The following is a 26,406-nucleotide window of genomic DNA, read 5'->3' on the forward strand; positions in this document are numbered from 1 at the left end:
TTCGCCGCTCAAAAGGCGAGGAGTAATTAACTGGCATTATGATGCGATTCAGGATCAGACCATCCAGATCAGGGCAACCCGCTCCCACATTCGACCGCGTTCTACAGTTGGAACGCAGTTAAGTGTGAGAGCTGGTTTGCCTGCGAAAGCTATGTAGCAGGCGACAGACTTATGCCTGGCTGAACTGGGACGCGAGTTCGCGTAGCAGCACCTCGGCATCCAGTACCTTGCCGACCACTTCCTCAGCCTTTTCCCGGCTCAAGCCCAAACGTTCGATCAGGGCGTCGGGTATCGCCTCATCCGGCCCGGAACCAATTCCACGACTGCGCAGCAAACGTACCGCCAAGCACACCAGGTTGGGATATTCAGCATATTGCCCGTCATAGGTCGGGTCGTGCTGAAAGCGCAGGGCGGTGGACAGTTCGTCCGGCATGTCCCAGTAGCGCATCAGCCAGGCGCCGATCTGCTCGCGGCTGATGCCCAGCAGGTGCTGCTCGACATAGCTGTGGCACAGGTGCGGGTTGACCTCCAGGTGGCGACAGATCAGCGAGAAGTGCGGCGGGAACACATGGGCCAGCAGCAAGTAACCGAAGTTATGCAGCAGGCCGGCCAGGTAGGTCAGGCCAGCTTCCGGGCGCTGGGCGCGGGGCATGGCGCGGGTCAGGCCTTCGATCACAGCAGCGGTATAGATCGACTGGTGCCAGTACGGCGTGGACTGGTGCGGGTGGTCCTTGGGCAGGCTCAGGGTTTTGCCCAGGGCCAGGCCCAGCGCCAGGTTGATCACCAGGTCAAAGCCCAGCACGCGCACGATGGCGTCCTCCACTGAGCGAATCTTGCCCGGCGAGGCGTAGTACGGCGACGCTGCCCAGCTCACCACTTGGGCGGCGAGGGCTGGGTCGGTTTCGACGACGCTGGTGATGTCATCGATGGTGGCGTTGGGGTCGACGCGCAGCTTGATGATTTTCTGCGCGGTGTCGGCCAGCGGCGGAATCTCGATGGTCGCTTCCAGACGCTGCTGGATTCGGCGGGCGGTGAACGCCTGCATCGCCTGGGTGATTTCCTCGCGGTCATCGTTCGGGCGATCGAGGTTGGGGCGGATGTTGCTCAGCGGTTCGCCGAAGTGCCCGGCGCTGGCCTTGGTGAGCATGGTCTTGAAATCGATGCTGGCGATTTCCAGCAGCAGCCCGGCTTCGCCGGAATGCACCAACAGGCTGGGTTCGCTGAGCAGGCTGCCTTCATACAGGCACGGCGAACTGGTCAGTACCGGCAGGCCGGGCAACAGGCTCAAGTCGTGCTTGGCCAGCATGCGCTCGATGCGGTCCGGCGACACGGCCGTGAGGCGGCGGCCGGTGAGTTCAGCCAGGCGGTTGAGGTCGAGTAACTGGCTTTGCGGGAACAGCACCATGAGTGCGCCCACGGCATCTTCCAGCAGTACTGCCTGGACTTTTTGTGCGGGATTCAGGCCGGCGTGTTCGGTCACTTCCGTGTAGGGGATGGCGAGTTTTGCGAGCAGAGCCCGAATGACCGGCGGGGCGGTCAGTGGGGCTGTGGCGAGGGCAACTTCTGACATGGCCTGATCCAATTTCGTACAGTCACCGAAGTATAACCAGCTTGATACAACTGTTGGTTGGATAAGTGAGTCAGGCGTCACACTTGGCCGTATTGCTGCCCATGCCTGAGCCAGCGATCGAGCAAGGGGCTGACATGTTCCGGCCAACGCTCCAGCAGCGCTTGCGCCGCATCACGCACAGCGGGCAGCAAGTCGGCATCGCGCATCAGGTCGGCGACCTTGAATTGCAGCAGGCCGGTCTGGCGAGTACCAAGCATTTCGCCGGGCCCGCGCAGTTCGAGGTCTTTTTCGGCGATGACAAAACCGTCGTTGGTCTCGCGCATGATGCCCAGGCGCTGACGGCCGATCTGAGACAGCGGCGGGTGGTACAGCAGCACGCAGTGGCTGGCGGCGCTGCCCCGGCCGACACGGCCGCGCAGTTGGTGCAGTTGGGCCAGGCCCAGGCGCTCGGGGTTTTCGATGATCATCAAACTGGCGTTGGGCACGTCCACGCCGACTTCAATCACCGTGGTGGCTACCAGCAGTTGCAGGTTGCCAGCTTTGAACTCGGCCATCACCGCGGCTTTTTCCACAGGCTTCATGCGCCCGTGGATCAGCCCGACCTTCAGCTCGCCCAGGGCACTGGTGAGGTCCTCAAACGTGGTCTCGGCGGCCTGGCAGGTCAGCTCTTCGGATTCTTCGATCAGCGTGCACACCCAATACGCCTGACGGCCTTCGGCGCAGGCGCCGCGCACGCGTTCGATGACCTCGACGCGGCGCGTGTCGGTGACCAGCACGGTATTGACCGGCGTGCGGCCGGGCGGCAGCTCATCGAGGATCGACGTGTCGAGGTCGGCGTAGGCGCTCATCGCCAAGGTGCGCGGGATTGGTGTGGCGGTCATGATCAACTGGTGCGGGTTCATGCGCCCGCCCACGCCTTTCTGGCGCAAGGCCAGGCGCTGTTGCACACCGAAGCGGTGCTGTTCGTCGATGATCACCAAGGCGAGGTTCTTGAACTGCACTTCGTCCTGGAACAATGCGTGAGTGCCCACCACCATCGGTGCGCCACCGGCAATCTGCTCCAGCGCCGCTGCGCGGGTCTTGCCCTTGAGCTTGCCGGCCAGCCACGCCACTTCCAGGCCCAGCGGTTCGAGCCAGCGCTTGAAGGTGATGAAGTGCTGTTCGGCGAGAATTTCGGTGGGCGCCATCAGCGCCACTTGGTAACCGGCTTCCAACGCCTGCAAGGCGGCGAGGGCGGCCACCACGGTTTTACCTGCGCCCACGTCGCCCTGGATCAGCCGCAGCATGGGTTCGTGCTGGCTGAGGTCGTAGGCGATTTCATTGCCCACGCGTTGCTGGGCCCCCGTTGGCGCAAAGCCGAGGTTGGCCAGGTATTGCGCAGGTAGTCGCGTGGCCTTGGGCATCGCCGGCGCGCGCAGGGAGCGCATACTTTCGCGCAGGCGCTGCTGGGACAGTTGGTGCGTCAGCAGCTCTTCAAAGGCCAGGCGATGCTGGGCCCAGTGATGGCCCAGTGCGAGTTCGTCGACGTCGGCGTCGGCGGGTGGGTTATGCAGGTAGCGAATCGCATCGTCCAACGGCGCCAGTTGGTAGTCGCGCGCCAGCTCCAGAGGCAACCAGTCGGGCAAGCTTTTGGGGCCGAGCATCGTCAGCGTTTGCATGCACAGCTGGCGCAGGCGTTGTTGGGTCAGGCCTTCGGTCAGCGGGTAGATCGGCGTGAGAGTGGTATCGACCGGAGGCGGCTCGTCGCCGGTGATTGCGCGGTACTCCGGGTGGTAGATTTCCAGGCCGGATGCACCGGGGCGGGCTTCGCCGTAGCAACGCACGCGGGTGCCACGCTTGAGGCCTTCCTTTTGCGCGTTGCTGAAATGGTAGAAACGCAGGCTCAGGCCGCCGGTGCCGTCCTGCAGGCGCACGACTAAACTGCGGCGCTTGCCCATCACCACATCGGCGCCGCTGACGGTGCCTTCGACCACAGCATCCTGCCCAGGGCGCAAGTGGCCGATGGGCACCACACGCGTGCGGTCCTGGTAGCGCAGGGGCAGGTGGAACAGCACGTCCTGGAGGTTCTCCAGGCCGACCTTGGCCAGCTTTTCGGCCATGGCGTCACCGACACCTTTGAGTGCGGTGACCGACACCTGCGACAGCTCTGTCATACCGTTAATCAGCTCGCAGCATTCGGCTTGGCCACCGAGCACAGACGGACCGAGTCGGCCAGGATCTCAATGGCTTTCGGGCGCGGGAAGCTCGCGCGCCAGGCAATCGCCACAGTACGGAACGGCACCGGCGGCGTGAGTGGGCGCACTTCGATCACGCCGGGGGCGTAGTGATGGCTGTCCACTGCCGACAGCGGCAGGATCGAAATACCCAGGCCGGAAGCGACCATATGGCGAATGGTTTCCAGGGAACTGGATTCCACGGTGGTATGTTTGGCGCCGTCGTTGCCCTTGGTCAGGGTCGGGCAGGCTTCCAGTACCTGATCGCGGAAGCAGTGACCTTCGCCCAGCAGCAGCAAGCTCTTGTCGTTGAGCAGGCCGGCGTCGATGGTGTCCTTTTGCGTCCACGGGTGGGAGGCCGGCATCAACACGTAGAACGGTTCGTCGTAGAGCGGCAGGGTCAGCACGTCTGCTTCGTTGAACGGCAGGGCGATGATGATCGCGTCCAACTCGCCATTGCGCAGTTTGTCGCGCAGTACATGGGTGAAGTTTTCTTCGATATACAGCGGCATCTGCGGCGCAACGCGGTGCAGTTGCGGAATCAGGTGCGGGAACAGGTACGGGCCGACGGTGTAGATGGCGCCGACTTTGAGCGGTGCAGTCAGCTGGTTCTTGCCGGCCTGGGCCAGCTCGCGGATGCTTTGGGCTTGCTCCAGTACCTTTTGGGCCTGGGCGACGATGCCTTCGCCCACCGGCGTGAGGCGCACGGCGCTCTTGCTGCGCTCAAAAATCAGCACACCGAGTTCGTCTTCAAGCTTCTTCACACCCACCGACAGCGTCGGTTGGCTGACATGGCAACGCTCGGCCGCGTGGCCGAAGTGCTGCTCTTGGGCGAGGGTCACGATGTAGCGTAATTCTGTAAGAGTCATAGCGGGCGTCCATGAGGTTGCGGGCCAAGCATACCGGCTGCAATCGATAGACGCACGTTATCAGAACTTTGATGGGGATTGAGCGGGGAATGTTGAGGATTTTGCTGAAGTGGTGAAACCAAATGTGGGAGCTGGCTTGTGTGGGAGCTCCCACACCAGCCGGCTCCCGTTTGCCGCTTACCGGCGGCGCTTCTCAATGTTGTAAACAAATGGCGCGACGATTTCGACGCTGCCGCCTTTCAACATATCGGCCGGTGGTTTGGGCAGTGGCTGGGCTCGACGGATCATGTCCAGGGTCGCACGGTCCAGATCGGCGTTGCCGGAGCGGCCCACCAACTCATAGGACAGCACGTTGCCTTCGGCATCGACCACAAAGCGCAGGCGGTTCAAGCCTTCCTTGCCTCGCTGTTGGGCACCTGGCGGATACTTCTTGTACTTCTGCAAGTGCGCCAGCAGGGCGCCTTCCCAGGACGCTTTGGCTGCGACCTGTTGTGGCGACGGGCCCGGAACCGGCTGGGCAGACTTTTCAGCTGGCGCATTGTTTTGTGGCGATTCGCTCGGCGGTTCTTCGGAAGGTTTTTCCTTGGGCGGCTCGGGCTTCTTTTCCACCGGCTTGGGCGGCTGCGGCTTCGGTTTTGGCTTGACCGGCTTGGGCACCTGGATCGTTGGTTTAGGTGCCTCAGCCAGTTTTGGCAGGGGCAGCTCTTCCACGGGGGCAGGCGGCTGCGGCGGTGTGACAACCTTGGGTGGAGCCGGCGGCGGCGGTGCAGGCATCGGCGCGAGGTCGATGACCATCGCCGCCGGTGGCAGTGTTACCGGATGCGGCGCGGACCACTGGAGCGCGATGATAATCGCGACGGCATGCACGCCCAGCACGACGGCGAGGCTGGTGCCATAACGCGTCAGTTTGTGGCGCGTCGTGATCATTTCTTGGCTGCCGTCTCAAGTCCGACCAGGCCTACCTTGAGGTAGCCGGCTGCCCGCAGGGCATCCATCACACTCATCAGGTCGCCGTAGTCCACGCCTTTGTCGGCCTGGAAGAAGATCGTCGTGTCTTTCTTGCCTTGGGTCTTGGCGTCGAGCACCGGGCCCAGGGTTTCAGCTTTGACTTCTTCTTCGCCCAGGAACAGGCGTTGGTCCGCCTTGACGCTGAGGAAAATCGGCTTCTCCGGCCGCGGCGCAGGCTTGGCGCTGGACGCGGGCAGGTCGACCTTGATATCCACGGTCGCCAGCGGCGCGGCCACCATGAAGATGATCAGCAGCACGAGCATTACGTCGATAAACGGCGTGACGTTGATCTCGTGGTTCTCGACGAGTTCGTCGTCGCCTTGATTCAAATGCAGGCCCATGGCCGATTACCCCACTTTCACCATGTGCGGTTGCGAGCTGCGCTCGGTAGGCAGGTGATCGAGGTCGCGGCTGACCAGCAGCAGGACTTCTGCCGACGCGTCCGATACCTGGGCCTTATAGCCGGCAATCGAACGGGCGAAGACGTTGTAGATCACCACCGCAGGGATTGCTGCAACCAGGCCCAGCGCGGTTGCCAGCAGGGCTTCGGCGATGCCGGGGGCGACGACGGCGAGGTTGGTGGTCTGGGTTTTTGCGATGCCGATGAAGCTGTTCATGATGCCCCACACGGTGCCGAACAGGCCGACAAACGGTGCGGTGGAACCGATGGTGGCCAGCACGCCGGTGCCGCTGCTCATGTTACGGCCGCATGCTGCAACCAGGCGTTCGAGACGGAAGCTGACGCGTTCCTTGATGCCTTCTTTTTCGCGGGTATTGACCGACAGACGCATTTCTTCCAGAGCGTCGTGTACCAGCAGGTTGGCCAGGGTGCCCTTCTTGGTCGCGCTCTCGCTGGCTTCCTTGAGGGTGGTGGCTTTTTTCAGGTGGACGATCTCGGCGCGCAGACGGCGCTTGGCGCCCAGCAGCTCGAAGCCCTTGGCGATCCAGATGGTCCAGGTGATGATCGAGGCGATGGCCAGGCCGATCATCACGGCTTTTACCACGACGTCAGCGTTCTGGTACATGCCCCACGGCGACAGGTCATGGGCCATGCCCAGGCTGTTGTCTTCTTCCAACACTACACCGGTTTCGTCGGCAGGTGCGACGTCGCCTGCAGCCTGGGCCGGGTCTGTGGCAACCGGGGCGGCAACAGGAGCAGCTGGCGTAGCGCCGGTGTGCTCGGCAGCAGCCGGTGCGGCTGGGGCGGTGGCATCAGCGAAGGCAGCGGTCGGTGCCAGCAGTACGCTGAACAGCAGCGCAGCAATCGCACGCCAGGCGCGGGATGGGCTGTGAAGCTTGGTTGGCGAAGCGGGGTTTGTATTACGTGTCATGCTGGCCGGACCTGAGAGGAAAAATTGAGTGATCGTCCTGCCAGACCCTTGAGGGTCGAGGACAAATGGGCCGTTATTATTGCAAGTAATTCTTGTTAACAGAAGTAATACAGTAACTTTATTTGTGCTTTTTCTGGCCGCTCGTCATCTGCGAGGGCTAATCTAGACCTTTAAGAACGGAGTTTTATGATGTCTGCGCCTTCTGTTGTGATTGCCGGTTGCGGCGATGTGGGGAGCCGGCTGGCTAGCCAATTGCTCGGCGCGAATTGGGAGGTTCATGGCCTGCGCCGTGATGTTTCAAAGCTCCCCGATGGCGTGATCGGCATTGCCGGCGACCTGTTCAAAAAGGATTGTCCTGAGACCTGGCCGATCGGCGCAGTGGATTACCTGGTGTATTGCGCGGCCGCCACCGACCACGATGAGGCCGGGTATCGCGCGGCATACGTGCAAGGGTTGCAGCATGTGTTGGAGTGGCTGAGTGACTACGGCCAGGCGCCCAGGCACCTGCTGTTTGTTTCCAGCAGCAGCGTGTATGGCCAGCAGAATGGTGAGTGGGTCGACGAAACATCTGATACCAGGGCGACGGGCTATTCCGGCCAGGTCATGCTGGAGGCCGAGCAGGTCGCGCTCAACAGTGGGATCCCAGCGAGTATCGTGCGCTTGACCGGGATTTACGGCCCGGGCCGCGAATGGCTGCTGACCCAGGTACGCCAGGGCTATCGCGTGGCGATCGATCCGCCGTTGTATGGCAACCGGATTCACGCGGATGATGCGGCAGGTTTGCTGGCCTTTTTGCTGCGTCATGTAGAGCAGGGTGGCTCGCTGGAAAAAATCTACATCGGGGTCGACGATGCCCCAGCGCCATTGGCGGAGGTGGTGGGCTGGTTGCGCGAGTACCTGGGCGTGACGGAGTGGGCGGATGACGCCAGTGTAAGGCGTGCCGGCAGCAAACAATGCAGCAACGCCCGGGCTAAGGCGTTGGGCTGGGTGCCGACCTACCCGACTTATCGCGAAGGGTATGCGGCGATTCTCAAGGGCTGAAACGCAGTCAAAAAATGTGGGAGCTGGCTTGCCTGCGATAGCGAAGTATCAGTCGACCTCTATCTCGACTGAGCCACCGTCATCGCAGGCAAGCCAGCTCCCACATTTGCTTCAGGGTGATGCTGGTTATTTCTTCTCAAGCAGCCATTGGCGCGGGCCGGGCGTGAACTGCGGCACCTCGTCGGCCAGCGCGGTGTTGATCGCTTGGAATATCGCCAACTGCTTGCCTTTGCGCGTGAAGATCCAGGGGTTGCCCTGGCCGTTCAATTGCAGCCAGATGCTGTCGTAGCCGCCGCTCATAGAGGCGCAGTCGCCCGCCAGACACAGCGAGTAGCGGTCGACGCCTGGCAGGCCGGCGACCTTTCCGTCGGCCTGGAACTGCACTGTGGAACCGTCGCCGTTGCCGTCGGTAATCTTCCAGTCGCCGCCCATATAGGCTGCATACAGTGCCCGTTCGAAGTTGGCGCCCAGTGGCGCACCTTCCGGGGCGGGATCCTTGGCACGGGCGAACAGTTGCTCGGGCTCGTTATCGTTGGCCACTTGCAGCAGTTGTTTGCCTTTGCGCTTGAGTTCGGTGGCGGAGCTGCCGTAGAACTCGACGTTCCAGGCGCCGGATTTATCCCCGAGCAACTTGCCTTCGGCGACTTCAAAGCCGTTGTAGTAGCGCGCCTGCAAAGCCTTGGTATTGACCTCCCATTCGAGGTTCGGGCCAAAACTCTGCAGCGCTTCGCGCAAAGGGCCGCCCTTGGCTGCCGCGTTGATGGCGGCCTGGTTGATCCAGGTGCCACTCACATCCAGGTCGGCGGGGTTGCTGGCGCAGCCGCCGAGCAACAGGGCGAGCAACGAAGTGGCTACAAGCGCTTTGCGCATCATGAAATCCTTCTGAAACGAAGTCGGCGCAGCCTGTTGAGGCTGCGCCGGGTGTTTTACTCGATGACCAGAATCGCGTCCATCTCAACCTGTGCGCCCTTTGGCAGCGCAGCAACGCCGATGGCAGCGCGGGCTGGGTACGGCTGTTCGAAGTACTTGCCCATGATCTCGTTGACCTTGGCGAAGTGGCTCAGGTCGGTGAGGAAGATGTTCAGCTTGACGATGTCCTTGAACGAACCGCCGGCGGCTTCGGCTACGGATTTCAGGTTTTCGAAGACTTGTACGGTTTGTGCTTCGAAGCCTTCAACCAGTTCCATGGTCTTTGGGTCCAGCGGAATCTGGCCGGACATGTAGACGGTGTTGCCCGCCTTGATCGCCTGGGAGTAAGTGCCGATGGCGGCCGGGGCTTTGTCGCTGGTGATAACAGTCTTGGTCATGAGTTGCTCCTTGTAAGAGAGGGGCTATGCACGCATACGGGTGATGCGGATCACTCCGGTCAGGGCGCGCAGTTTCTTGATCACGCGGGCCAGGTGCACGCGGTCGTGCACGCTGACCACCAGCTGGACCACGCTGATGCGCCCATCGCGTTCATCCATGCTGATTTTTTCGATATTGCCGTCGGCCGCGTTGACGCTGCTGGCAAGCAGTGCGATCAGGCCGCGCTGATGTTCCAGCTCCACACGCAGCTCGACGTTGAATTCGCCGGTGACATCCTTGGCCCAAGAGAGCTGGATGCATTTCTCCGGGTTGTGGCGGATTTCGGTGATATTGCGGCAGTTGTCCAGGTGCACCACCATGCCTTTGCCTGCCGACAAGTGGCCGACAATCGGGTCGCCCGGGATCGGCGTACAGCATTTTGCGTAGCTGAGCACCAAGCCTTCGGTGCCGCGAATCGCCAGCGGACCTTCCGGGCTTGGCAATTGTTCGCCTTCGCCGAGCAGGCGGCGAGCGACTACATAGGCCATGCGGTTACCCAGGCCGATATCTTCCAGCAGGTCTTCGCTTGTTTCCTGGCGATACTCGTGGAGCATCGCTTGTACGCGCTCTGTCGGAATTTTATCCAGGGCACTGTCGAAACCGTTGAGGACCTTGTTCAACAGGCGTTCGCCGAGGCTGATGGATTCGGAGCGGCGTTGCAACTTCAGGGCGTGGCGGATGTGTGTCCGCGCTTTACCGGTGACCACGAAGTTGAGCCAGGCCGGGTTCGGGCGCGCGCCGGGAGCACTGACGATCTCGACCGTGGAGCCGCTTTGCAGCGGTTCGGACAGCGGCGCGAGGCGACGGTTGATCCGGCAGGCAATGCAGCTGTTACCGACGTCGGTGTGCACCGCGTAGGCAAAGTCGACCGCCGTGGAGCCTTTGGGCAGCTCCATGATTCGGCCTTTGGGCGTGAACACGTAGACCTCGTCCGGGAACAGGTCGATCTTCACGCTTTCGATGAATTCCAGGGAGTTGCCGGCACGTTGTTGCATTTCCAGCACGCCTTTGACCCACTGGCGAGCGCGGGCGTGGGTGCCTTTTGGCTGTTCGTCACCGCTGGATTTGTATAGCCAGTGGGCGGCGATGCCGTTGTTGGCCATCTCTTCCATTTCCCGCGTGCGGATCTGGATCTCGATCGGCACCCCGTGCATACCGAACAGCGTGGTATGCAGCGACTGATAGCCGTTGGCCTTGGGAATGGCGATGTAGTCCTTGAAGCGCCCCGGCAGGGGTTTGTACAAATTATGTACAGCACCCAGCACGCGGTAGCAGGTGTCTACCTTGTCGACGATGATCCGGAACGCGTACACGTCCATGATCTCGTTAAAGGCCCGGCGCTTGCCGCGCATCTTCTTGTAGATGCCGTAGATGTGCTTCTGCCGGCCGCTGACTTCGCCTTCAATCTCGTCGATCGCCAGGCAGTGGCTCAGCGACTCTTCGATCTTGTTGACGATTTCCTTGCGGTTGCCCCGTGCGCGCTTGACCGCCTGGTAGATGCGCGCCGAGCGCATCGGGTGCATGGCCTTGAAGCCGAGGTCTTCGAATTCGATACGAATGGCATGCATGCCCAGCCGATTGGCGATGGGGGCGTAGATTTCCAGGGTTTCCTTGGCGATGCGCCGGCGTTTTTCGCCGGACAGCACTTCCAGCGTGCGCATGTTGTGTAGCCGGTCGGCCAGCTTGACCAGAATCACACGGATATCCCGCGCCATGGCCATGGCCATTTTCTGGAAGTTTTCTGCCTGGGCTTCAGCCTTGGTCTCGAAGTTCATCTGGGTCAGTTTGCTGACCCCGTCGACCAGTTCGGCCACGGTTTCACCAAATTGCGCGCTAAGCGCTTCCTTGGCGATGCCGGTGTCTTCGATCACGTCATGCAGCATCGCGGCCATCAGGCTCTGATGGTCCATGTGCATGTCGGCAAGAATATTTGCCACCGCAAGAGGATGGGTGACATACGCCTCGCCGCTTCGGCGGCGCTGGCCGTCGTGGGCTTGTTCGGCGTAGAAATACGCTCGGCGGACCAGGTTGACCTGGTCTGGGCCGAGGTAGGCCGATAAGCGATCGGCGAGGGCGTCTATGCTCGGCAAAGTATGAACTCCTGCCGTTGGCTGTGACCCCGCGCCGTGCTACGTCGACCAGGCATAGGCTTAGACGGCCTCGTTGGACTCGTCCTCGAACGCTGCAAACAGCGGTTCGTCTTCAACGATTTCAGCGTTGGCGATGAACTCGTAGCTCATCAGGCCTTCAGCGATTTCACGCAGGGCTACAACGGTAGGCTTGTCGTTTTCCCACTGGACCAGGGGCTCTTTGCCGCCGGTGGCCAGTTGACGGGCACGCTTGGTAGAGAGCATGACCAGCTCAAAGCGGTTATCCACGTGTTCTAGGCAGTCTTCAACGGTTACGCGGGCCATGGTATTCCTCGGAGCGAATGCAAGATGCGCGCTGCCCGGTTGGGCGAGCGGACTAAACAGTTTAAAAAATCACCAGCGTTTAGGGAAGCGCTGATTTTCCCCGCGCCCTCGCAAAACCGCTACAAGTGCCAATGTAAAGCCCTTGCAGCGGTTTTGGGAAGCGCCAATCAACCAAGCAGTTCAGCGAGTAATTTGCCAAAACGCTGCTGTTGGCGCTTTTGCTGGAGCTGATTGGTGCGAAAAATCGCCTTCAAGTCATCCAGTGCGTGGGCAAAATCGTCATTAATGATCAGGTAGTCGTAGTCGACGTAGTGGCTCATTTCGCTGACGGCTTCGCGCATGCGGCCTTCGATGATTTCGTCGCTGTCCTGGCCGCGGTTGGTCAGGCGCTGGTGCAACGCTTCCAAAGACGGCGGCAGGATGAAGATGGAACGCGCCTTGGGCATCAGTTGGCGCACTTGTTCGGCGCCCTGCCAGTCGATCTCCAGGATCAGGTCGTGGCCTTCGTCCAGCGTCTGCTGCAGGTGGCTTTGCGAGGTGCCATAGAGGTTGCCGAACACTTCCGCGCGCTCCAGAAAGTCGCCGTGTTCGATCATCTTGACGAACTCGGTGCGCTCGACGAAGTGATAGTGCACGCCGTTCACTTCACCTGGGCGCATGGCGCGGGTGGTGTGCGAGACCGAAATGCGGATTTGCTCGTCGGCGTCGGTCAAGGCTTTGACCAGGCTGCTCTTGCCCGCGCCCGATGGCGCAGAAATGATGTAAAGGGTGCCGGTGCTGTGGGTCATGGAAGTTGCCTTACTCAATATTCTGTACTTGTTCGCGCATCTGCTCGATCAACACTTTGAGGTTGACCGCAGCCGTGGTGCTGCGCGGATCAAACGCCTTGGAACCCAGTGTATTGGCTTCGCGGTTGAGTTCCTGCATCAGGAAGTCCAGGCGCCGACCGGCGGCACCCGCTGATTTGAGTACGCGGCGCACTTCGAGGATGTGGGTGCTCAGGCGGTCGAGTTCTTCGGCTACGTCGCTCTTTTGCGCCAGCAGCACCATTTCCTGCTCCAGGCGCACCGGGTCGAGGTCGGCCTTCATGTCGGTGAAGCGGTCCAGAACCTTCTGGCGCTGGGTGGCGAGCATCTGCGGCACCAGCTCACGCAGGGTGACCACGTCTTCTTCGATCGAAGTCAGGCGCTCATTGATCAGGCGGGCCAGTTCGGCGCCTTCGCGCTCGCGGCCGGCCTTGAGTTCCTTCAAGCCCTGGGTGAACAGGGCGAGGGCTTCGGCATTGAGGGCTTGCGGGTCGGTGGCGTCGGCCACCAGTACGCCGGGCCAGGCCAGCACTTCCAACGGGTTCAGCGCGGCCGGTTGCTTGATCAGGCTGGCGATGGTTTCGGCGGCGGCTACCAGTTGCGCGGCGCGATCGCGGTCGACCTGCAGCGGCTTGCCGGTGGTTTCTTCGGTAAAACGCAGGGTGCATTCCAGCTTGCCCCGCGAGATACCCTGGCGCAACGCTTCACGCACGGCGCCTTCGAGGTCGCGGAAGGATTCCGGCAGGCGCAGGTGCGGCTCCAGGTAGCGGCTGTTGACCGAGCGCAGTTCCCAGCTCAGGGTGCCCTGGGCGCCGGCTTTTTCGACGCGGGCGAAGGCGGTCATGCTGTGCACCATGGAAGTACCTCGCGATGCAGACCCGCAAATGCGGGCTGATGGGTAAATTTTGAAGCCGACAGGCTGCGAAGGCGCAGGATTGTAGCGCAGTGGGGCGAGCGCGCCCAAACAATGGGCGCCGACCAGGCCATTCGTAACCGAATTTTTTAGAAGTGCCCCGAAACGGTTCGCGGCTCTATAATGCTCGGCAGTTTTTCGTCCTTCGTACAGGTATCCCCTATGAAACGTCCAAGTGGTCGCGCTGCCGATCAGCTCCGCTCGATCCGCATTACCCGCAACTACACCAAACACGCCGAGGGATCTGTACTGGTCGAGTTTGGCGATACCAAAGTGATCTGCACCGTCAGCGTCGAAAACGGCGTGCCGCGCTTCCTTAAAGGCCAAGGTCAGGGTTGGTTGACTGCCGAGTACGGCATGCTGCCGCGCGCTACCGGCGAGCGTAACCAGCGTGAAGCCAGCCGTGGCAAGCAAGGCGGCCGCACCCTGGAAATCCAGCGCCTTATCGGCCGCTCGCTGCGCGCAGCCCTGGACATGTCCAAGCTGGGCGACGTGACCCTGTACGTCGACTGCGACGTGATCCAGGCTGACGGTGGCACCCGCACCGCCTCCATCACTGGCGCCATGGTGGCCCTGGTAGATGCGCTTAAAGTGATCAAGAAGCGCGGCGGCCTCAAAGGCGGCGACCCGCTCAAGCAGATGATCGCCGCTGTTTCGGTTGGCATGTATCAGGGCGAGCCTGTGCTGGACCTGGACTACCTGGAAGATTCGGCCGCCGAGACCGACCTGAACGTAGTGATGACCAGCACCGGTGGTTTCATCGAAGTGCAGGGCACCGCCGAAGGCGCGCCATTCCAGCCAGCCGACCTGAACGCCATGCTCGCCCTGGCCCAGAAAGGCATGACCGAAATCTTCGAACTGCAGAACGCCGCACTGGCCGACTGAGCCTGCCTCAAGGAGAAGCGCCATGAATGACAGCCAAATGCCCGTACCTACGCCTTCCTACGAAGTGCGCCAGGGAGCCATGTTGTGTCATCTCGCGGCGTTTCTGGGGTTTGTGTTCCCCTTCGGCAGTGTCGTGGGGCCGCTGATCCTGTGGCAGATGAAGAAGGAAGTGGACCCGTTCATTGATGATCAGGGCAAGGAAGCCCTGAACTTCCAGATCACCGTAGCCATCGCCTGGATGGCGTGCATTGTGCTGGCCTTCGCGGTGATCGGGTTTTTCCTGATGTTTGCCCTGGCAATCGCCACGGTGGTGCTGACGATCATCGGTAGCATCAAGGCCAACAAGGGGATTGCCTATCGCTACCCCTTGACCTGGCGAGTGGTCAAATAATGAGCAGGCACAAAAAAACCGACAGCGATGTCGGTTTTTTTGTGCCCGGAAAAAGACCTTAGATGGTCAGCGTCCAGTCGTAGTCCACGATCAGCGGCGCGTGCTGCGAAAAACGCGGCTGACGCGGCAGACGTGCGCTGCGAACGAACCGGCGCAGACCTGGGGTCAGCAACTGGTAGTCAAAACGCCAGCCCAGGTTGAGCATCTCAGCCTGTTCGTTATCCGGCCACCAGCTGTACTGGTCGCCTTCACGGCTGACTTCGCGCAGGGCATCCACATAGCCCATGTTGCCGACAATCTCGTCCATCCAGGCCCGTTCCGGCGCCAGGAAACCCGGTGATTGCTGGCTGTCGCGCCAGTTCTTGATATCCAGCTTCTGTTGCGCCACGTACAGCGAGCCACAGTAAATGTACTCGCGACGTTTGCGTCGCTGTTTATCCAGATAACGGGCGAAATCGTCCATTAGCTTGAACTTCTGGTTCAAGTCTTCATCGCCGTTCTGCCCCGAAGGGAGCAGCAAGGTCGCGATGCTGACCTTGTCGAAATCGGCTTGCAGGTAGCGCCCGTAGCGGTCGGCTGTCTCGAAGCCGAGGCCGCTGATGACCGCCTTGGGTTGCAACCGTGAGTACAGAGCCACGCCACCTTGGGCAGGGACTTCGGCATCACAGGCATAAAGGAAGTAGCCATCCAGTTGGAAGGCTGGGTCGTCCAGTTCAAAGGCGGAGGCGCGGGTGTCCTGCAGGCAGATGACGTCGGCATTCTGTGCTTGCAGCCAACTGAGCAAACCACGCTCGACTGCAGCCTGAATACCATTGACGTTCACACTGATGATCCGCATAAATGGCCCCAAAAATCGCGTGCGTGTATGATACACGCCGTCTACCTAATTAGCTAAATCCGTGGTATCTGAGGCTTTTTTCATGCAGGCGTATCAACGCGATTTCATTCGTTTTGCCATCGATCGCGGCGTTTTACGCTTCGGTGAGTTCACTTTGAAGTCCGGGCGCACCAGCCCTTACTTCTTCAATGCAGGCCTGTTCAACTCGGGTTCGGCCCTGGCTCAGCTGGGTCGTTTCTATGCGGCAGCCATCGTCGATAGCGGTATTTCCTTCGACGTGTTGTTCGGGCCAGCTTACAAGGGCATCCCTCTGGCGGCCGCTACGGCCGTGGCCCTGGCTGAACATCATGAGCTGGATTTGCCATGGTGCTTCAACCGCAAAGAGGCCAAGGCTCATGGCGAAGGCGGCAGCCTGGTCGGTGCGCCACTCAAGGGCGACGTGCTGATCATCGACGATGTGATCACCGCCGGCACCGCCATCCGTGAAGTGATGCAGATCATCGCGTCCCAGGAAGGTGCCAAGGCCGCCGGCGTGCTGATCGCGCTGAACCGCCAGGAGCGCGGCAACGGTGAGTTGTCGGCAATCCAGGAAGTGGAGCGTGATTTCGGTATTCCGGTGGTGAGCATTGTTTCGTTGAACCAGGTGCTGCAATACCTGGAAGATGACGCGCAGCTCAAGCAGCATTTGCCTGCAGTGCGTGCGTACCGTGAGCAGTTCGGCGTCTGACACCGAACCCCTGTGGGAGCGGGCTTGCCCGCGATAGCGGTATGTCAGGCGGTGCAGTTCTTGAATGTGCCGCCGTCATCGCAGGCAAGCCAGCTCCCACATTGGAACTGTGAAAACAAAAAAGGCCCCGCTCAATTTGATTGAGCGGGGCCTTTTGGTTTTTGGCGTTTAAGGCCGCTTGCGGTTACTGATCAGCGTACCCACACCCGTATCGGTGAAGATTTCCAGCAGGATCGCATTCGGCACGCGGCCATCCAGGATCAGCGAACTGCCCACGCCGCCTTGCACGGCTTCCAGCGCGCAACGGATCTTCGGCAGCATGCCGCCGTAGATGGTGCCATCGGCAATCAGCTCGTCCACTTGTTGAGTGGTCAAACCGGTCAATACCTTGCCTTCCTTGTCCATCAGCCCGGCGATGTTGGTCAGCAGCATCAGCTTCTCGGCTTTCAGTGCTTCAGCCACTTTACCGGCGACCAGATCGGCGTTGATGTTGTAGGACTCACCGTTGGCGCCCACGCCGATGGGCGCGATCACCGGGATGAAGTCGCCCTTGACCAACAGGTTCAGCAAGTCGGTATTGATGCCGATTACTTCGCCTACCTGGCCGATGTCGATGATTTCCGGCTGGGTCATTTCCGGCGTCTGGCGGGTCACCGTCAGTTTTTTCGCGCGGATCAGTTCCGCGTCCTTGCCGGTCAGGCCGATGGCACTGCCGCCATGGCGGTTGATCAGGTTAACGATGTCCTTGTTGACCTGGCCGCCAAGGACCATCTCCACCACGTCCATGGTTTGCGCGTCCGTGACGCGCATGCCATCGATGAAGTGACTCTCGATCGACAAGCGCTTGAGCAGGTCACCGATTTGCGGGCCGCCACCATGGACGACCACCGGGTTGATCCCCACGGCTTTCATCAACACGATGTCGCGGGCAAAACCGGTTTTCAGCTCGTCGCTTTCCATGGCATTGCCGCCGTACTTGATCACCAGCGTCTTGCCGACGTAGCGTCGAATGTAAGGCAACGCTTCGGACAGGACCTTGGCAGTGTTGGCAGCGGCTTCGCGTTCGAGGGTCATTCAGGGCTCCGGTAAAAAAATCAGAACGGTAATTGGAGATCAGGGGCAACACGTTTCAACTGGGCGTGGAACACGTCCTTGATGCGCTGCAACTCAGCCTCGGTATCCGCCTCGAAACGCAGGACCAGCACCGGTGTGGTGTTGGACGCGCGAACCAGGCCCCAGCCTTTGGCGTAATCGACTCGCACACCATCAATGGTGGTCAGGTTGGCGCCTTCGCCCCATTGCGCATCGTGCAGTGCGTCAATGATGCTGAATTTGCTCTCCTCGGTCACATGTATATTGATCTCTGGCGTAGAAATATCGTTCGGGAAGGTCTGAAACAGCTCTTGCGCCGTGGATTTTTCCTTGCTGAGGATCTCCAGCAGACGGGCGGCGCTGTAAATGCCGTCGTCGAAACCGAACCAGCGCTCTTTGAAGAACACGTGGCCGCTCATTTCACCGGCCAACAGTGCGCCGGTTTCCTTCATTTTCTTTTTGATCAACGAATGACCGGTCTTCCACATTAGCGGGCGACCGCCATATTCCTTGATCAACGGCGTGAGGCGGCGGGTGCACTTCACGTCGAAGATGATTTCGGCGTTGGCATTGCGCGCCACCACGTCACGGGCAAACAGCATCAGCAGGCGGTCGGCGAACACGTTTTCGCCGGTGTTGGTCACCACGCCAACACGGTCGCCGTCACCGTCGAACGCCAGGCCCACGTCGGCGCCGGTTTCCTTGACCTTGGCGATCAAGTCCACCAGGTTTTCAGGCTTGCCTGGGTCCGGGTGATGGTTGGGGAAGTTGCCGTCGACGTCGCAGAACAGCGGGATCACTTCACAGTTGAGGGCTTCGAGCAGTTGCGGAGCGATCACGCCAGCCGCGCCGTTGCCGCAGTCCACCACCACTTTCAGGCGGCGGGCCAATTTGACGTCGCCGGTGATCTGGTCAGAGTAGCGTTGCAGAATGTCGACTTTGGTGACACTGCCTTTGCCGCTGGTCAGGTCGTTGGTCTTGAGGCGGTCGTGCAGGGCCTGGATCTGTTCGTTGGCCAGGGTGTCACCGGCGATGACGATCTTGAAGCCGTTGTAGTCCGAGGGATTATGGCTGCCGGTGAGCATCACCCCGGACTTACCGGCCAGTACGTTGGCCGCGTAGTACAGCGCTGGTGTCGGCACCAGGCCGACGTCGCTGACGTGGCAACCGCTGTCAGCGAGGCCCTGGATCAGTTGTTCCACCAGCTCCGGGCCGGACAAGCGGCCATCACGGCCTACCGAGACATTAGGTTCGCCCTGGGCCAGGCTCTGGGCTCCGATGGCGCGGCCGATCCAGTAGGCGGTTTCGGCGGTCAGGGTCTTGGGCACCACGCCACGAATGTCGTAGGCGCGGAAGATGCTGTCGGGGAATGTCGGGGCTACTCGGGCTGCGGTACTCATCGCGGGGGTGAACTCCATCTGAAGGGGGGCAAAGCTGGCCTTAAAGTGGCTGACCGGCAGGCTCAAACTGAAGGGTATGACGGTGTTTTCGGCAGAGAGTTCGTGGTGCAAAAATGCCATCGGCGTGCCGAGGCACTTTGGGAAAACGCGTAATGCATTGATTTCATTGTGGAAATTTCGCTGAATAAATCCGCACATTCTTCATCCTGAATAGCCATGCGGTGGCGTCTTGCCGGACAACTGCATCCGGCAAGGTTCAGCTTAGTCAGTGGCTGCCGGAATGCCCAAAACCACCTGCGCCGCGCTGAGTTTCGTCGAACTCCTGCACCAGTTCGAAGTGTGCCTGTACCACCGGTACCAGCACCAACTGGGCGATGCGCTCGCCGACAGCGATGTTGAACGCGGTGTTGCCACGGTTCCAGCACGACACCATCAATTCGCCCTGATAGTCCGAATCGATCAGGCCTACGAGGTTGCCCAGCACGATGCCATGTTTGTGGCCCAGGCCGGAGCGCGGCAGGATCAATGCCGCCAGGCCTGGGTCGCCGACGTAGATCGACAGGCCGGTAGGAATCAGGATTGTCTGGCCTGGCTCAAGGACGGTGTCTTCCTTGAGCATGGCGCGCAGGTCCAGGCCGGCGGAGCCCGGAGTGGCATAGGCCGGCAGAGGAAATTCGTTGCCGATGCGGGGGTCGAGGATCTTGGCTTGCAAAGCGTGCATGTAAATTAAACCTGGTTCAGCCGTTGGGCGATAAATGAGATCAGTTGGCGGGCAATCTTGCCCTTGCTGGTCTGGGCGAAAAGGGTGGCGTGCAGCTCGCGGTCGATCACGCTGCAGGCGTTTTCCTCGCTGTTGAAGCCGATGCTCGGGTTGGCGACATCATTGGCAACGATCAGGTCGAGGTTTTTGTCTTTCAATTTGCGTGCGGCGTAGTCCAGCAAGTGCTCGGTTTCGGCGGCGAAACCGACACTGAACGGGCGGTCCGGGCGCGTGGCGATGGTGGCCAGGATGTCCGGGTTGCGCACCATTTGCAGGAGCAGGCCGTCGCCGCTTGTAGGGTCTTTCTTAAGCTTTTGCGGGGCGACGACTTCCGGGCGGTAGTCTGCAACCGCTGCCGAGGCGATAAACAGGTCGCAGGGAATGGCCGCTTCACAGGCCGCCAGCATGTCCCGGGCGCTGACTACGTCGATTCGTGTGACGCGATCAGGGGTTGGCAAGTGCACCGGGCCGGTGATCAGGGTGACGCGTGCGCCTGCCTCGACCGCGGCTTCCGCCAAGGCAAAGCCCATTTTTCCTGAGCTATGGTTGGTGATGTAACGCACCGGGTCGATGTTTTCCTGGGTCGGGCCGGCGGTAATCAGCACATGTTTGCCCGTGAGAGCCAGGTGCTGAAAGCACTCGGCGGCGCACAGCGCGAGGTCAGTAGCCTCAAGCATGCGGCCCATGCCCACGTCGCCGCAGGCTTGGCTGCCCGAAGCCGGGCCAAATACTTTAAGGCCACGGCTTTGCAGGAGTTGGGTGTTGGCCTGGGTGGCCGGGTCGCGCCACATGGCCTGGTTCATGGCCGGTGCGATGGCGACGGTGGCGTCGGTGGCCAGTACCAGAGTGGTCAGCAGGTCATCGGCGATGCCTTGGGCCAGGCGGGCGATCAGGTCGGCGGTGGCCGGGGCGATCAACACCAGGTCGGCCCATTTTGCCAGCTCGATGTGGCCCATGGCAGCTTCGGCCGCCGGGTCCAAAAGGTCCAGGTGAACCGGGTGCCCAGACAAGGCCTGCATGGTCAGCGGGGTGATGAACTCACTGCCACCACGGGTCATGACCACGCGCACTTCGGCGCCCTGGTCCAGGAGCCTGCGAACCAGTTCTGCGCTCTTGTAGGCGGCAATGCCGCCGCCGACGCCGAGAACGATGCGTTTCCGATACAGACGCTGCATTGGTTTGCCTTTCCAGTTCAGTGATGCCAGTTCAGTGACGCCTGCGATGCCCCCTCCCCAGGGGAAATCACATGCAAAAAAGAGGGCTTAAGATAACACAGCGACCGCCAGGCAACAGCGGCGCACGTGCAGAGGGAGGCGGGATGAGTATTCGCGATTGGCCTGTGGCGGAACGCCCACGGGAGAAGCTTTTGGAATGGGGCGCGGCGAGTCTGTCGGATGCCGAGTTGTTGGCGATCTTCCTGCGTACCGGGGTTTCCGGCAGAAGCGCAGTCGACCTGGCGCGCCATCTATTGGCGCAATTCGGTGGCCTGCGCCCGTTGTTGGAGGCCAGCCAGACGCTGTTCAGCCAGCACTTGGGGCTGGGGCCGGCGAAATTTGCCCAGTTGCAGGCGGTGCTGGAAATGTCTCGGCGGCATATGGCCGAACGCTTGCGTGCCGACTCGGTGCTGGAAAGCCCGCTGGCCGTACGTGAGTACCTCAAGGCCTTGCTGCGCCACGAGCCCCACGAAATATTCGGCTGCCTGTTTCTTGACTCAAAGCACCGGGTGCTGGGCTTTGAGGCGCTATTTGAGGGCACCATCGACGCGGCCATCGTTTATCCGCGACAAGTGGTCAAGCGCGCGCTCGCTTACAACGCGGCGGCTCTTATCCTGTGCCACAACCATCCGTCCGGGAGCGTCGAGCCAAGTGCGGCTGATCGAAAATTAACCAAAATATTGCAAAAGGCCTTGGAGTCGGTAGATGTGCGGGTGCTCGACCACATCATCGTGGGAGATGGCGACCCGCTGTCGATGGCGGAATACGGCTGGTTGTAGGATGGGAGCAGCTGCAAGGTTGAAGCTGCAAGCCACAAGCGGCTTGCAGCTTGCAGCTTAGGGCTTGACGCTGACCTTGGAGAAATCCTGGCGCCCAAACGGGCTCACCTGGTAGCCGTCAACATTCTTGCGCGTCAGGGCGAATGCGGTGGGGTGTGCCAATGGCAGCCACAATGCCTGCTGCTGAATCTGAGCCTGGGCCTGTTGGTACAACTTGCTGCGCACGCCTTGTTCACTGGTGGTCTTGCCGGCGCTGATCAGCTTGTCCAGGGCCGGATCGCAGTAGCGGGCAAAGTTGGTGCCGGATTTTACCGCAGCGCATGAGAACTGCGGGGTGAGGAAGTTATCCGGGTCGCCGTTGTCGCCGGCCCAGCCCATGAACAGCAGGTCATGTTCGCCGGCTTTGGCGCGGCGGATCAGTTCGCCCCATTCGATTACGCGAATCTCGGCCTGGATGCCGACTTTGGCCAGGTCCGCTTGCAGCAACTGGGCACCGAGGTTGGGGTTGGGGTTCAGCAGGCTGCCAGTGGGGCGAGTCCAGATTGTGGTCTTGAAGCCGTTCTTGAGTCCGGCGCGCTCCAGCAGCGTCTTGGCCTTGGCGATGTTCTGTGGATAACCTGGCAAGTCCTTGGCGTAACTCCAGGTATTGGGTGGGTAAATGCCATTGGCTGCTTCGGCGGTGCCTTCAAATACGGCCTTGAGGTAGCTGTCTTTGTCGAAGGCCAGGTTGATTGCCTGGCGCACTTCGGGCTTGTCCAGCGGCGGGTGCTGGCTGTTGATCGCGACGAATGCGGTCATGAAGGCCGGGGTTTTTTCTACTTTGAGTGCAGGATCTTTCTCGGCTTCACTCACATCCAGTGGCTTGGGCGACAGGGCGATCTGGCATTCATCGCGATGCAGCTTTTGCAGGCGCACGTTGGCATCCGGGGTGATGGCGAAGATCAAGTTATCCACAGCCGGTTTGCCAGCAAAGTAATCCGGGTTGGCTTTATAGCGGACCACGGCATCCTTCTGGAACCGTACAAACACGAACGGGCCGGTGCCGATTGGCTGGCTGTTGAGTTTTTCAGGCGTGCCGGCCTTGAGCAGTTTGTCGGCGTATTCGGCCGGGTAGATCGAGGCAAAACCCATGCTCAAGGCGGCGAGGAAGGTGGAGTCGGCGTGATCCAGGGTGAAGCGCACGGTTAATGGGTCGAGAGCATCGATCTTCTTGACCAATGCGGGTAGTTGCAGCGACTGCGCATGGGGGAAGCCGCTCTGGGCGATCTTGTGCCATGGGTTGGCCGGGTCGAGCATGCGTTCAAAGCTGAAGCGTACGTCTTCGGCAGTCAGGGTGCGGCTTGGATTGAAGTACTCGGTGCGGTGGAACTTCACGTTCGGGTGCAGTTTGAAGGTGTAGGTCAGACCATCGGGCGACACTTGCCAGCTGTCCGCCAGGCTCGGCACCAGCTTGCCGGCCGTGGCGTCGTAGTCCACCAGGCGGTTCATCAGCACGTCGGCCGAGGCGTTGGTGGTGGTCAGCGAGTTGTACTGCACCACATCGAACCCTTCGGGGCTGGCCTCGGTGCAAACGCTCAGATTGGTGGCGGCAGAGGCCAGCGGCGCGATAAATAGAGGGGCGAGCAATAGCGGTAGGGCAGCGAGGCGCATATTCGGTTTCCTTTGCAGATCGAAGGCCCATCTGCGAGTGCAGTCTGGAAAAAGCCTACCGTAGTGGTCTGATTGATAAATGACTAGCCCATTTTTGCCTGTGCTTTTGGCGCAAATGCTGTTTTGATGGCGCCTCAGCGCGTTTCGCCTTGTACTTTTGTGTGCGGGCGAGCGCGGTAAATCATTCTGTGCGACGAGTGGTCGGCTGTTACAGCGGCCCCTCCTGGCAACGGTTCGGGCGTCTATTGCCAAGATTTACGCCGGTAAAAACACACGGGCTGTTGTTGCATTGGGGTCTTTCTGGTATAAAGCAGCGCTCTTTTCTAGGGGCCCGGTTCCTTCACTGTAGGTGTAGCCGGTAAGACCCTTAAAGAAACGCGGCGCCTGGCGCCAAATGACTGAGAGATTAAGCGGCCAACCCATGCCGGGTTGGGCATGTGGTTTTAGAGGGCTGAGGCATGTCGAGAGTCTGTCAAGTTACCGGTAAGGGTCCGGTGACTGGGAATAACATTTCCCACGCAAATAACAAAACCCGTCGTCGTTTCCTGCCGAACCTGCAGCATCACCGCTTCTGGGTTGAAGAAGAGAAACGTTTTGTTCGCCTGCGTGTATCTGCCAAAGGCATGCGTATCATCGACAAGCGTGGCATCACTGTCGTGCTGGCCGAAATCCGCGCCGCTGGCAAGATTTAAGGAGCTTTATCATGCGTGAATTGATTCGAATGATCTCTAGCGCCGGTACTGGTCACTTCTACACTACCGACAAGAACAAGCGTACTACCCCGGACAAGCTCGAAAAGAAAATGTTCGACCCGCGCGTTCGCAAGCACGTGATCTACAAAGAAGGCAAAATCAAGTAATTGATTTTCTTCCTTGTGAAAAAAAGCCCGTCTCTCACGAGACGGGCTTTTTTTTGCCTGAAATGTGCTGATCAGGCTTTCTGCTCGAACACCACGTAGATCTTGCGGCACGGCTCCAGCACTTCCCAGGTGCCGCTGAACCCGGCAGGAATTACGAAACGGTCGCCGGCACGCAAGGTCTTGGCATTGCCATCGGCATCACGCAGTACCGAAACCCCCTGCACAATCTCGCAATACTCATGCTCGCTGTAATTGACCTTCCACTGCCCGACTTCACCTTCCCACACGCCGGCGTTCATCTGGCCGCACGGGCTGTTGTAGTGGTTATAAATCGTCTGCTCGGGGTCGCCCTTGAGGATTTTTTCGGCGGCCGGGCGGTAGCGGTCCGGGGTGGTGTTGGCTTGGCTGAAGTCGACGATATCCTGGATGCTCATGTGCGTGTCCCGTCTGGCCTGCGGTTGGAGAGCCCAAAGTCTATGTTTATTAAAATGAACATCGCAAGGGCGTTTACCGCCGTTATGTCAAATATATTGAAACACCCCCAGCCGCTGGTTTAGGGTGGCAGCTGCCTTGAGCCGAACAGCAGGCTGGCCGGGCAAGAATTCTTTGAGGCTGCCGGGGGACATCACCTGGCCCTTGTATTCAATAAGAGGAGGACACTCGCATGACCACCCTGCCCCGTGCCGATTGGGAACAACGCGCCAAGGATCTGAAGATCGAAGGCCGCGCCTACATCAATGGTGAGTACACCGCTGCTGTTTCCGGTGACACGTTCGAATGCATCAGCCCGGTCGATGGCCGCTTGCTGGCTACCGTTGCCAGCTGCGACGCCGCCGACGCCCAGCGCGCTGTCGAGAACGCCCGCGCTACGTTCAATTCTGGTGTCTGGTCGCGCCTGGCGCCGGCCAAACGCAAAGCCGTCATGATCCGTTTCGCCGCGCTGCTCAACGCCAATGCCGAAGAACTGGCGCTGCTCGAAACCCTGGACATGGGCAAGCCGATTTCCGACTCCCTGGGAATTGACGTGCCTGGCGCCGCCAACGCCCTTAGCTGGAGCGGCGAGGCGATCGACAAGATCTACGACGAAGTCGCCGCCACCCCGCACAACCAGTTGGGTCTGGTGACCCGCGAGCCGGTCGGCGTAGTGGGCGCCATCGTGCCGTGGAACTTCCCGCTGATGATGGCCTGCTGGAAACTCGGCCCTGCGCTGTCCACCGGTAACTCGGTGATCCTCAAGCCGTCCGAAAAATCCCCACTGACGGCCATCCGCATCGCGGCCCTGGCCGTTGAGGCCGGCATCCCTAAAGGCGTGTTGAACGTGCTGCCGGGCTACGGCCACACCGTCGGCAACGCGCTGGCGCTGCACATGGACGTCGACACCCTGGTGTTTACCGGTTCCACGAAAATCGCCAAGCAACTGTTGATCCGCTCCGGCGAGTCGAACATGAAGCGTGTATGGCTGGAAGCGGGCGGCAAGAGCCCGAATATCGTGTTTGCTGATGCGCCGGACCTGCAAGCCGCCGCCGAATCTGCCGCGGGCGCCATCGCCTTCAACCAGGGCGAGGTCTGCACCGCCGGCTCGCGCCTGCTGGTCGAGCGCTCCATCAAGGATAAATTCCTGCCGCTGGTGATCGAGGCTCTCAAGGGCTGGAAGCCAGGTAACCCGCTGGACCCGGCGACCAACGTCGGTGCCCTGGTGGACACCCAGCAGATGAATAACGTGCTGTCGTACATCGAAGCTGGCCATGCCGACGGCGCCAAGCTGGTGGCGGGTGGCAAGCGCACCCTGCAAGAAACTGGTGGCACCTATGTGGAGCCGACGATTTTCGACGGCGTGACCAACGCCATGAAGATCGCCCAGGAAGAAATCTTCGGCCCAGTGCTGTCGGTTATCACATTCGACAGCGCCGAAGAGGCGGTCGCTATTGCCAACGACACCATTTATGGCCTGGCCGCAGCCGTGTGGACCGCTGATATCTCCAAGGCACACCTGACTGCCAAGGCCTTGCGCGCCGGTAGCGTGTGGGTCAACCAATACGACGGCGGCGACATGACCGCACCCTTTGGTGGTTTCAAACAGTCGGGTAACGGTCGCGACAAGTCGCTGCACGCGTTCGACAAGTACACCGAGCTGAAATCGACCTGGATCAAGCTGTAAGCAACACCGCAGGTCAAATGTGGGAGCCGGTTTGTGTGGGAGCTGGCTTGCCTGCGATAGCATCAACTCGGTGTAACAGATAAACCGAGGTGTCTGCATCGCGGGCAAGCCCGGCTCCCACACAAGCCCGCTCCCACACTG

Annotated in this window: 26 protein-coding genes and 1 pseudogene; 8 read left to right on the forward strand and 19 right to left on the reverse strand. The window is 60.6% G+C overall.

From position 1 onward, the window contains the following. Positions 1-169 precede the first annotated feature (169 nt). From HBO23_RS04440 to exbB, 6 genes are all read right to left on the reverse strand, one after another. On the reverse strand, positions 170-1,570 hold the full coding sequence (locus HBO23_RS04440; protein WP_017135839.1) for an aminoacyl-tRNA deacylase and HDOD domain-containing protein: 1,401 nt from the start codon (positions 1,568-1,570) through the stop codon (positions 170-172). 77 nt (positions 1,571-1,647) lie between these two features. Next, a complete protein-coding gene (gene recG / locus HBO23_RS04445; RefSeq protein WP_026013586.1) occupies positions 1,648-3,723 on the reverse strand; it encodes an ATP-dependent DNA helicase RecG in 2,076 nt (691 codons plus the stop codon). 8 nt (positions 3,724-3,731) lie between these two features. Beyond that, positions 3,732-4,652 (reverse strand): hydrogen peroxide-inducible genes activator, encoded by a 921-nt coding sequence (locus HBO23_RS04450; protein WP_017135841.1) that lies wholly within the window; start codon positions 4,650-4,652, stop codon positions 3,732-3,734. Positions 4,653-4,829: 177 nt separating this feature from the next. Continuing rightward, entirely contained in the window at positions 4,830-5,579 is a 750-nt protein-coding gene (locus tag HBO23_RS04455) for an energy transducer TonB (protein ID WP_017135842.1), read from the reverse strand. Beyond that, on the reverse strand, positions 5,576-6,001 hold the full coding sequence (exbD, locus tag HBO23_RS04460; RefSeq protein ID WP_003195519.1) for a TonB system transport protein ExbD: 426 nt from the start codon (positions 5,999-6,001) through the stop codon (positions 5,576-5,578). Before exbD ends, HBO23_RS04455 begins: the two co-directional genes overlap by 4 nt. A 6-nt stretch (positions 6,002-6,007) precedes the next feature. After that, positions 6,008-6,991, reverse strand: coding sequence for a tonB-system energizer ExbB (exbB, locus tag HBO23_RS04465; protein ID WP_017135843.1), 984 nt, complete (start codon positions 6,989-6,991; stop codon positions 6,008-6,010). Between the two features lie 189 nt (positions 6,992-7,180). Between exbB and HBO23_RS04470 the strand changes: the two genes are divergently transcribed. Beyond that, positions 7,181-8,032 carry an SDR family oxidoreductase gene (locus HBO23_RS04470; protein ID WP_017135844.1) on the forward strand — a complete coding sequence of 284 codons (852 nt, stop codon included), beginning with the start codon at positions 7,181-7,183 and terminating at the stop codon, positions 8,030-8,032. A 126-nt stretch (positions 8,033-8,158) separates the two neighbouring features. On the opposite strand, the gene HBO23_RS04475 is transcribed toward HBO23_RS04470, so the two are convergent. From HBO23_RS04475 to HBO23_RS04500, 6 genes are all read right to left on the reverse strand, one after another. Continuing rightward, on the reverse strand, positions 8,159-8,902 hold the full coding sequence (locus HBO23_RS04475) for a hypothetical protein (RefSeq protein ID WP_017135845.1): 744 nt from the start codon (positions 8,900-8,902) through the stop codon (positions 8,159-8,161). Between the two features lie 56 nt (positions 8,903-8,958). Then, positions 8,959-9,339, reverse strand: a complete 381-nt coding sequence (locus HBO23_RS04480) for a RidA family protein (protein WP_003176922.1) — start codon at positions 9,337-9,339, stop codon at positions 8,959-8,961. Between the two features lie 24 nt (positions 9,340-9,363). Further along, a complete protein-coding gene (gene spoT, locus HBO23_RS04485) occupies positions 9,364-11,469 on the reverse strand; it encodes a bifunctional GTP diphosphokinase/guanosine-3',5'-bis pyrophosphate 3'-pyrophosphohydrolase (RefSeq protein WP_170036703.1) in 2,106 nt (701 codons plus the stop codon). 60 nt (positions 11,470-11,529) lie between these two features. Continuing rightward, positions 11,530-11,793 (reverse strand): DNA-directed RNA polymerase subunit omega, encoded by a 264-nt coding sequence (gene rpoZ, locus HBO23_RS04490; RefSeq protein WP_003176920.1) that lies wholly within the window; start codon positions 11,791-11,793, stop codon positions 11,530-11,532. A gap of 167 nt (positions 11,794-11,960) precedes the next feature. Then, complete coding sequence (gene gmk / locus HBO23_RS04495) at positions 11,961-12,581, reverse strand: guanylate kinase (RefSeq protein ID WP_010168203.1); 621 nt, start codon at positions 12,579-12,581, stop codon at positions 11,961-11,963. 10 nt (positions 12,582-12,591) lie between these two features. Continuing rightward, a complete protein-coding gene (locus tag HBO23_RS04500; RefSeq protein ID WP_017135846.1) occupies positions 12,592-13,455 on the reverse strand; it encodes a YicC/YloC family endoribonuclease in 864 nt (287 codons plus the stop codon). Between the two features lie 219 nt (positions 13,456-13,674). On the opposite strand from HBO23_RS04500, the gene rph reads away from it, so the two are divergent. Together rph and HBO23_RS04510 are read left to right on the forward strand one after the other, a co-directional pair. Beyond that, a complete protein-coding gene (gene rph, locus HBO23_RS04505; protein WP_003213280.1) occupies positions 13,675-14,397 on the forward strand; it encodes a ribonuclease PH in 723 nt (240 codons plus the stop codon). 22 nt (positions 14,398-14,419) lie between these two features. Then, a complete protein-coding gene (locus HBO23_RS04510; RefSeq protein WP_017135847.1) occupies positions 14,420-14,788 on the forward strand; it encodes a DUF4870 domain-containing protein in 369 nt (122 codons plus the stop codon). 58 nt (positions 14,789-14,846) lie between these two features. On the opposite strand, the gene HBO23_RS04515 is transcribed toward HBO23_RS04510, so the two are convergent. Continuing rightward, the gene (locus tag HBO23_RS04515; RefSeq protein ID WP_003176915.1) at positions 14,847-15,626 is read right to left on the reverse strand and encodes an exodeoxyribonuclease III; all 780 of its coding nucleotides are present in this window, start codon (positions 15,624-15,626) and stop codon (positions 14,847-14,849) included. 82 nt (positions 15,627-15,708) lie between these two features. Here HBO23_RS04515 and pyrE point away from each other — a divergent pair, with 82 nt between their 5' ends. After that, the gene (gene pyrE / locus HBO23_RS04520; protein ID WP_017135848.1) at positions 15,709-16,353 is read left to right on the forward strand and encodes an orotate phosphoribosyltransferase; all 645 of its coding nucleotides are present in this window, start codon (positions 15,709-15,711) and stop codon (positions 16,351-16,353) included. 168 nt (positions 16,354-16,521) lie between these two features. On the opposite strand, the gene argB is transcribed toward pyrE, so the two are convergent. The 4 genes and pseudogenes from argB to coaBC all read right to left on the reverse strand — a co-directional run bounded on the left by argB (position 16,522) and on the right by coaBC (position 20,780). Further along, the gene (argB, locus tag HBO23_RS04525; protein WP_015886532.1) at positions 16,522-17,427 is read right to left on the reverse strand and encodes an acetylglutamate kinase; all 906 of its coding nucleotides are present in this window, start codon (positions 17,425-17,427) and stop codon (positions 16,522-16,524) included. A gap of 20 nt (positions 17,428-17,447) precedes the next feature. Beyond that, a pseudogene (locus HBO23_RS04530) lies at positions 17,448-18,869 on the reverse strand (phosphomannomutase/phosphoglucomutase); the annotation flags it as partial. Between the two features lie 241 nt (positions 18,870-19,110). Further along, positions 19,111-19,566: a dUTP diphosphatase gene (gene dut, locus HBO23_RS04535; protein ID WP_099550262.1), complete on the reverse strand. Its 456-nt coding sequence runs from the start codon at positions 19,564-19,566 to the stop codon at positions 19,111-19,113. A 5-nt stretch (positions 19,567-19,571) separates the two neighbouring features. After that, the gene (gene coaBC, locus HBO23_RS04540; protein WP_015886530.1) at positions 19,572-20,780 is read right to left on the reverse strand and encodes a bifunctional phosphopantothenoylcysteine decarboxylase/phosphopantothenate--cysteine ligase CoaBC; all 1,209 of its coding nucleotides are present in this window, start codon (positions 20,778-20,780) and stop codon (positions 19,572-19,574) included. Positions 20,781-20,923: 143 nt separating this feature from the next. On the opposite strand from coaBC, the gene radC reads away from it, so the two are divergent. After that, complete coding sequence (radC, locus tag HBO23_RS04545) at positions 20,924-21,598, forward strand: DNA repair protein RadC (protein WP_017135851.1); 675 nt, start codon at positions 20,924-20,926, stop codon at positions 21,596-21,598. A 57-nt stretch (positions 21,599-21,655) separates the two neighbouring features. On the opposite strand, the gene HBO23_RS04550 is transcribed toward radC, so the two are convergent. Then, positions 21,656-23,248, reverse strand: a complete 1,593-nt coding sequence (locus HBO23_RS04550; RefSeq protein ID WP_017135852.1) for an ABC transporter substrate-binding protein — start codon at positions 23,246-23,248, stop codon at positions 21,656-21,658. A gap of 458 nt (positions 23,249-23,706) precedes the next feature. Here HBO23_RS04550 and rpmB point away from each other — a divergent pair, with 458 nt between their 5' ends. Next, on the forward strand, positions 23,707-23,940 hold the full coding sequence (rpmB, locus tag HBO23_RS04555) for a 50S ribosomal protein L28 (RefSeq protein WP_003176907.1): 234 nt from the start codon (positions 23,707-23,709) through the stop codon (positions 23,938-23,940). An 11-nt stretch (positions 23,941-23,951) separates the two neighbouring features. Continuing rightward, a complete protein-coding gene (gene rpmG, locus HBO23_RS04560) occupies positions 23,952-24,107 on the forward strand; it encodes a 50S ribosomal protein L33 (protein ID WP_003176906.1) in 156 nt (51 codons plus the stop codon). Positions 24,108-24,178: 71 nt separating this feature from the next. On the opposite strand, the gene HBO23_RS04565 is transcribed toward rpmG, so the two are convergent. After that, the gene (locus tag HBO23_RS04565) at positions 24,179-24,541 is read right to left on the reverse strand and encodes a cupin domain-containing protein (protein ID WP_017135853.1); all 363 of its coding nucleotides are present in this window, start codon (positions 24,539-24,541) and stop codon (positions 24,179-24,181) included. Between the two features lie 230 nt (positions 24,542-24,771). On the opposite strand from HBO23_RS04565, the gene HBO23_RS04570 reads away from it, so the two are divergent. After that, positions 24,772-26,265 (forward strand): aldehyde dehydrogenase, encoded by a 1,494-nt coding sequence (locus tag HBO23_RS04570; RefSeq protein ID WP_170036705.1) that lies wholly within the window; start codon positions 24,772-24,774, stop codon positions 26,263-26,265. The last annotated feature ends 141 nt before the right edge of the window (positions 26,266-26,406 follow it).

The sequence above is a fragment of the Pseudomonas sp. WS 5532 genome (genome assembly GCF_012985445.1).
In the GTDB taxonomy this organism is placed as follows: domain Bacteria; phylum Pseudomonadota; class Gammaproteobacteria; order Pseudomonadales; family Pseudomonadaceae; genus Aquipseudomonas; species Aquipseudomonas edaphica.

What these genes read in the sequence shown, in the direction of transcription:
- HBO23_RS04440 (WP_017135839.1), bottom strand. Translation starts at nt 1,570, where the DNA reads ATGTCAGAAGTTGCCCTCGCCACAGCCCCACTGACCGCCCCGCCGGTC.
- recG (WP_026013586.1), bottom strand. Translation starts at nt 3,723, where the DNA reads ATGACAGAGCTGTCGCAGGTGTCGGTCACCGCACTCAAAGGTGTCGGT.
- HBO23_RS04450 (WP_017135841.1), bottom strand. Translation starts at nt 4,652, where the DNA reads ATGACTCTTACAGAATTACGCTACATCGTGACCCTCGCCCAAGAGCAG.
- HBO23_RS04455 (WP_017135842.1), bottom strand. Translation starts at nt 5,579, where the DNA reads ATGATCACGACGCGCCACAAACTGACGCGTTATGGCACCAGCCTCGCC.
- exbD (WP_003195519.1), bottom strand. Translation starts at nt 6,001, where the DNA reads ATGGGCCTGCATTTGAATCAAGGCGACGACGAACTCGTCGAGAACCAC.
- exbB (WP_017135843.1), bottom strand. Translation starts at nt 6,991, where the DNA reads ATGACACGTAATACAAACCCCGCTTCGCCAACCAAGCTTCACAGCCCA.
- HBO23_RS04470 (WP_017135844.1), top strand. Translation starts at nt 7,181, where the DNA reads ATGTCTGCGCCTTCTGTTGTGATTGCCGGTTGCGGCGATGTGGGGAGC.
- HBO23_RS04475 (WP_017135845.1), bottom strand. Translation starts at nt 8,902, where the DNA reads ATGCGCAAAGCGCTTGTAGCCACTTCGTTGCTCGCCCTGTTGCTCGGC.
- HBO23_RS04480 (WP_003176922.1), bottom strand. Translation starts at nt 9,339, where the DNA reads ATGACCAAGACTGTTATCACCAGCGACAAAGCCCCGGCCGCCATCGGC.
- rpoZ (WP_003176920.1), bottom strand. Translation starts at nt 11,793, where the DNA reads ATGGCCCGCGTAACCGTTGAAGACTGCCTAGAACACGTGGATAACCGC.
- gmk (WP_010168203.1), bottom strand. Translation starts at nt 12,581, where the DNA reads ATGACCCACAGCACCGGCACCCTTTACATCATTTCTGCGCCATCGGGC.
- HBO23_RS04500 (WP_017135846.1), bottom strand. Translation starts at nt 13,455, where the DNA reads ATGGTGCACAGCATGACCGCCTTCGCCCGCGTCGAAAAAGCCGGCGCC.
- rph (WP_003213280.1), top strand. Translation starts at nt 13,675, where the DNA reads ATGAAACGTCCAAGTGGTCGCGCTGCCGATCAGCTCCGCTCGATCCGC.
- HBO23_RS04510 (WP_017135847.1), top strand. Translation starts at nt 14,420, where the DNA reads ATGAATGACAGCCAAATGCCCGTACCTACGCCTTCCTACGAAGTGCGC.
- HBO23_RS04515 (WP_003176915.1), bottom strand. Translation starts at nt 15,626, where the DNA reads ATGCGGATCATCAGTGTGAACGTCAATGGTATTCAGGCTGCAGTCGAG.
- pyrE (WP_017135848.1), top strand. Translation starts at nt 15,709, where the DNA reads ATGCAGGCGTATCAACGCGATTTCATTCGTTTTGCCATCGATCGCGGC.
- argB (WP_015886532.1), bottom strand. Translation starts at nt 17,427, where the DNA reads ATGACCCTCGAACGCGAAGCCGCTGCCAACACTGCCAAGGTCCTGTCC.
- dut (WP_099550262.1), bottom strand. Translation starts at nt 19,566, where the DNA reads ATGCACGCTTTGCAAGCCAAGATCCTCGACCCCCGCATCGGCAACGAA.
- coaBC (WP_015886530.1), bottom strand. Translation starts at nt 20,780, where the DNA reads ATGCAGCGTCTGTATCGGAAACGCATCGTTCTCGGCGTCGGCGGCGGC.
- radC (WP_017135851.1), top strand. Translation starts at nt 20,924, where the DNA reads ATGAGTATTCGCGATTGGCCTGTGGCGGAACGCCCACGGGAGAAGCTT.
- HBO23_RS04550 (WP_017135852.1), bottom strand. Translation starts at nt 23,248, where the DNA reads ATGCGCCTCGCTGCCCTACCGCTATTGCTCGCCCCTCTATTTATCGCG.
- rpmB (WP_003176907.1), top strand. Translation starts at nt 23,707, where the DNA reads ATGTCGAGAGTCTGTCAAGTTACCGGTAAGGGTCCGGTGACTGGGAAT.
- rpmG (WP_003176906.1), top strand. Translation starts at nt 23,952, where the DNA reads ATGCGTGAATTGATTCGAATGATCTCTAGCGCCGGTACTGGTCACTTC.
- HBO23_RS04565 (WP_017135853.1), bottom strand. Translation starts at nt 24,541, where the DNA reads ATGAGCATCCAGGATATCGTCGACTTCAGCCAAGCCAACACCACCCCG.
- HBO23_RS04570 (WP_170036705.1), top strand. Translation starts at nt 24,772, where the DNA reads ATGACCACCCTGCCCCGTGCCGATTGGGAACAACGCGCCAAGGATCTG.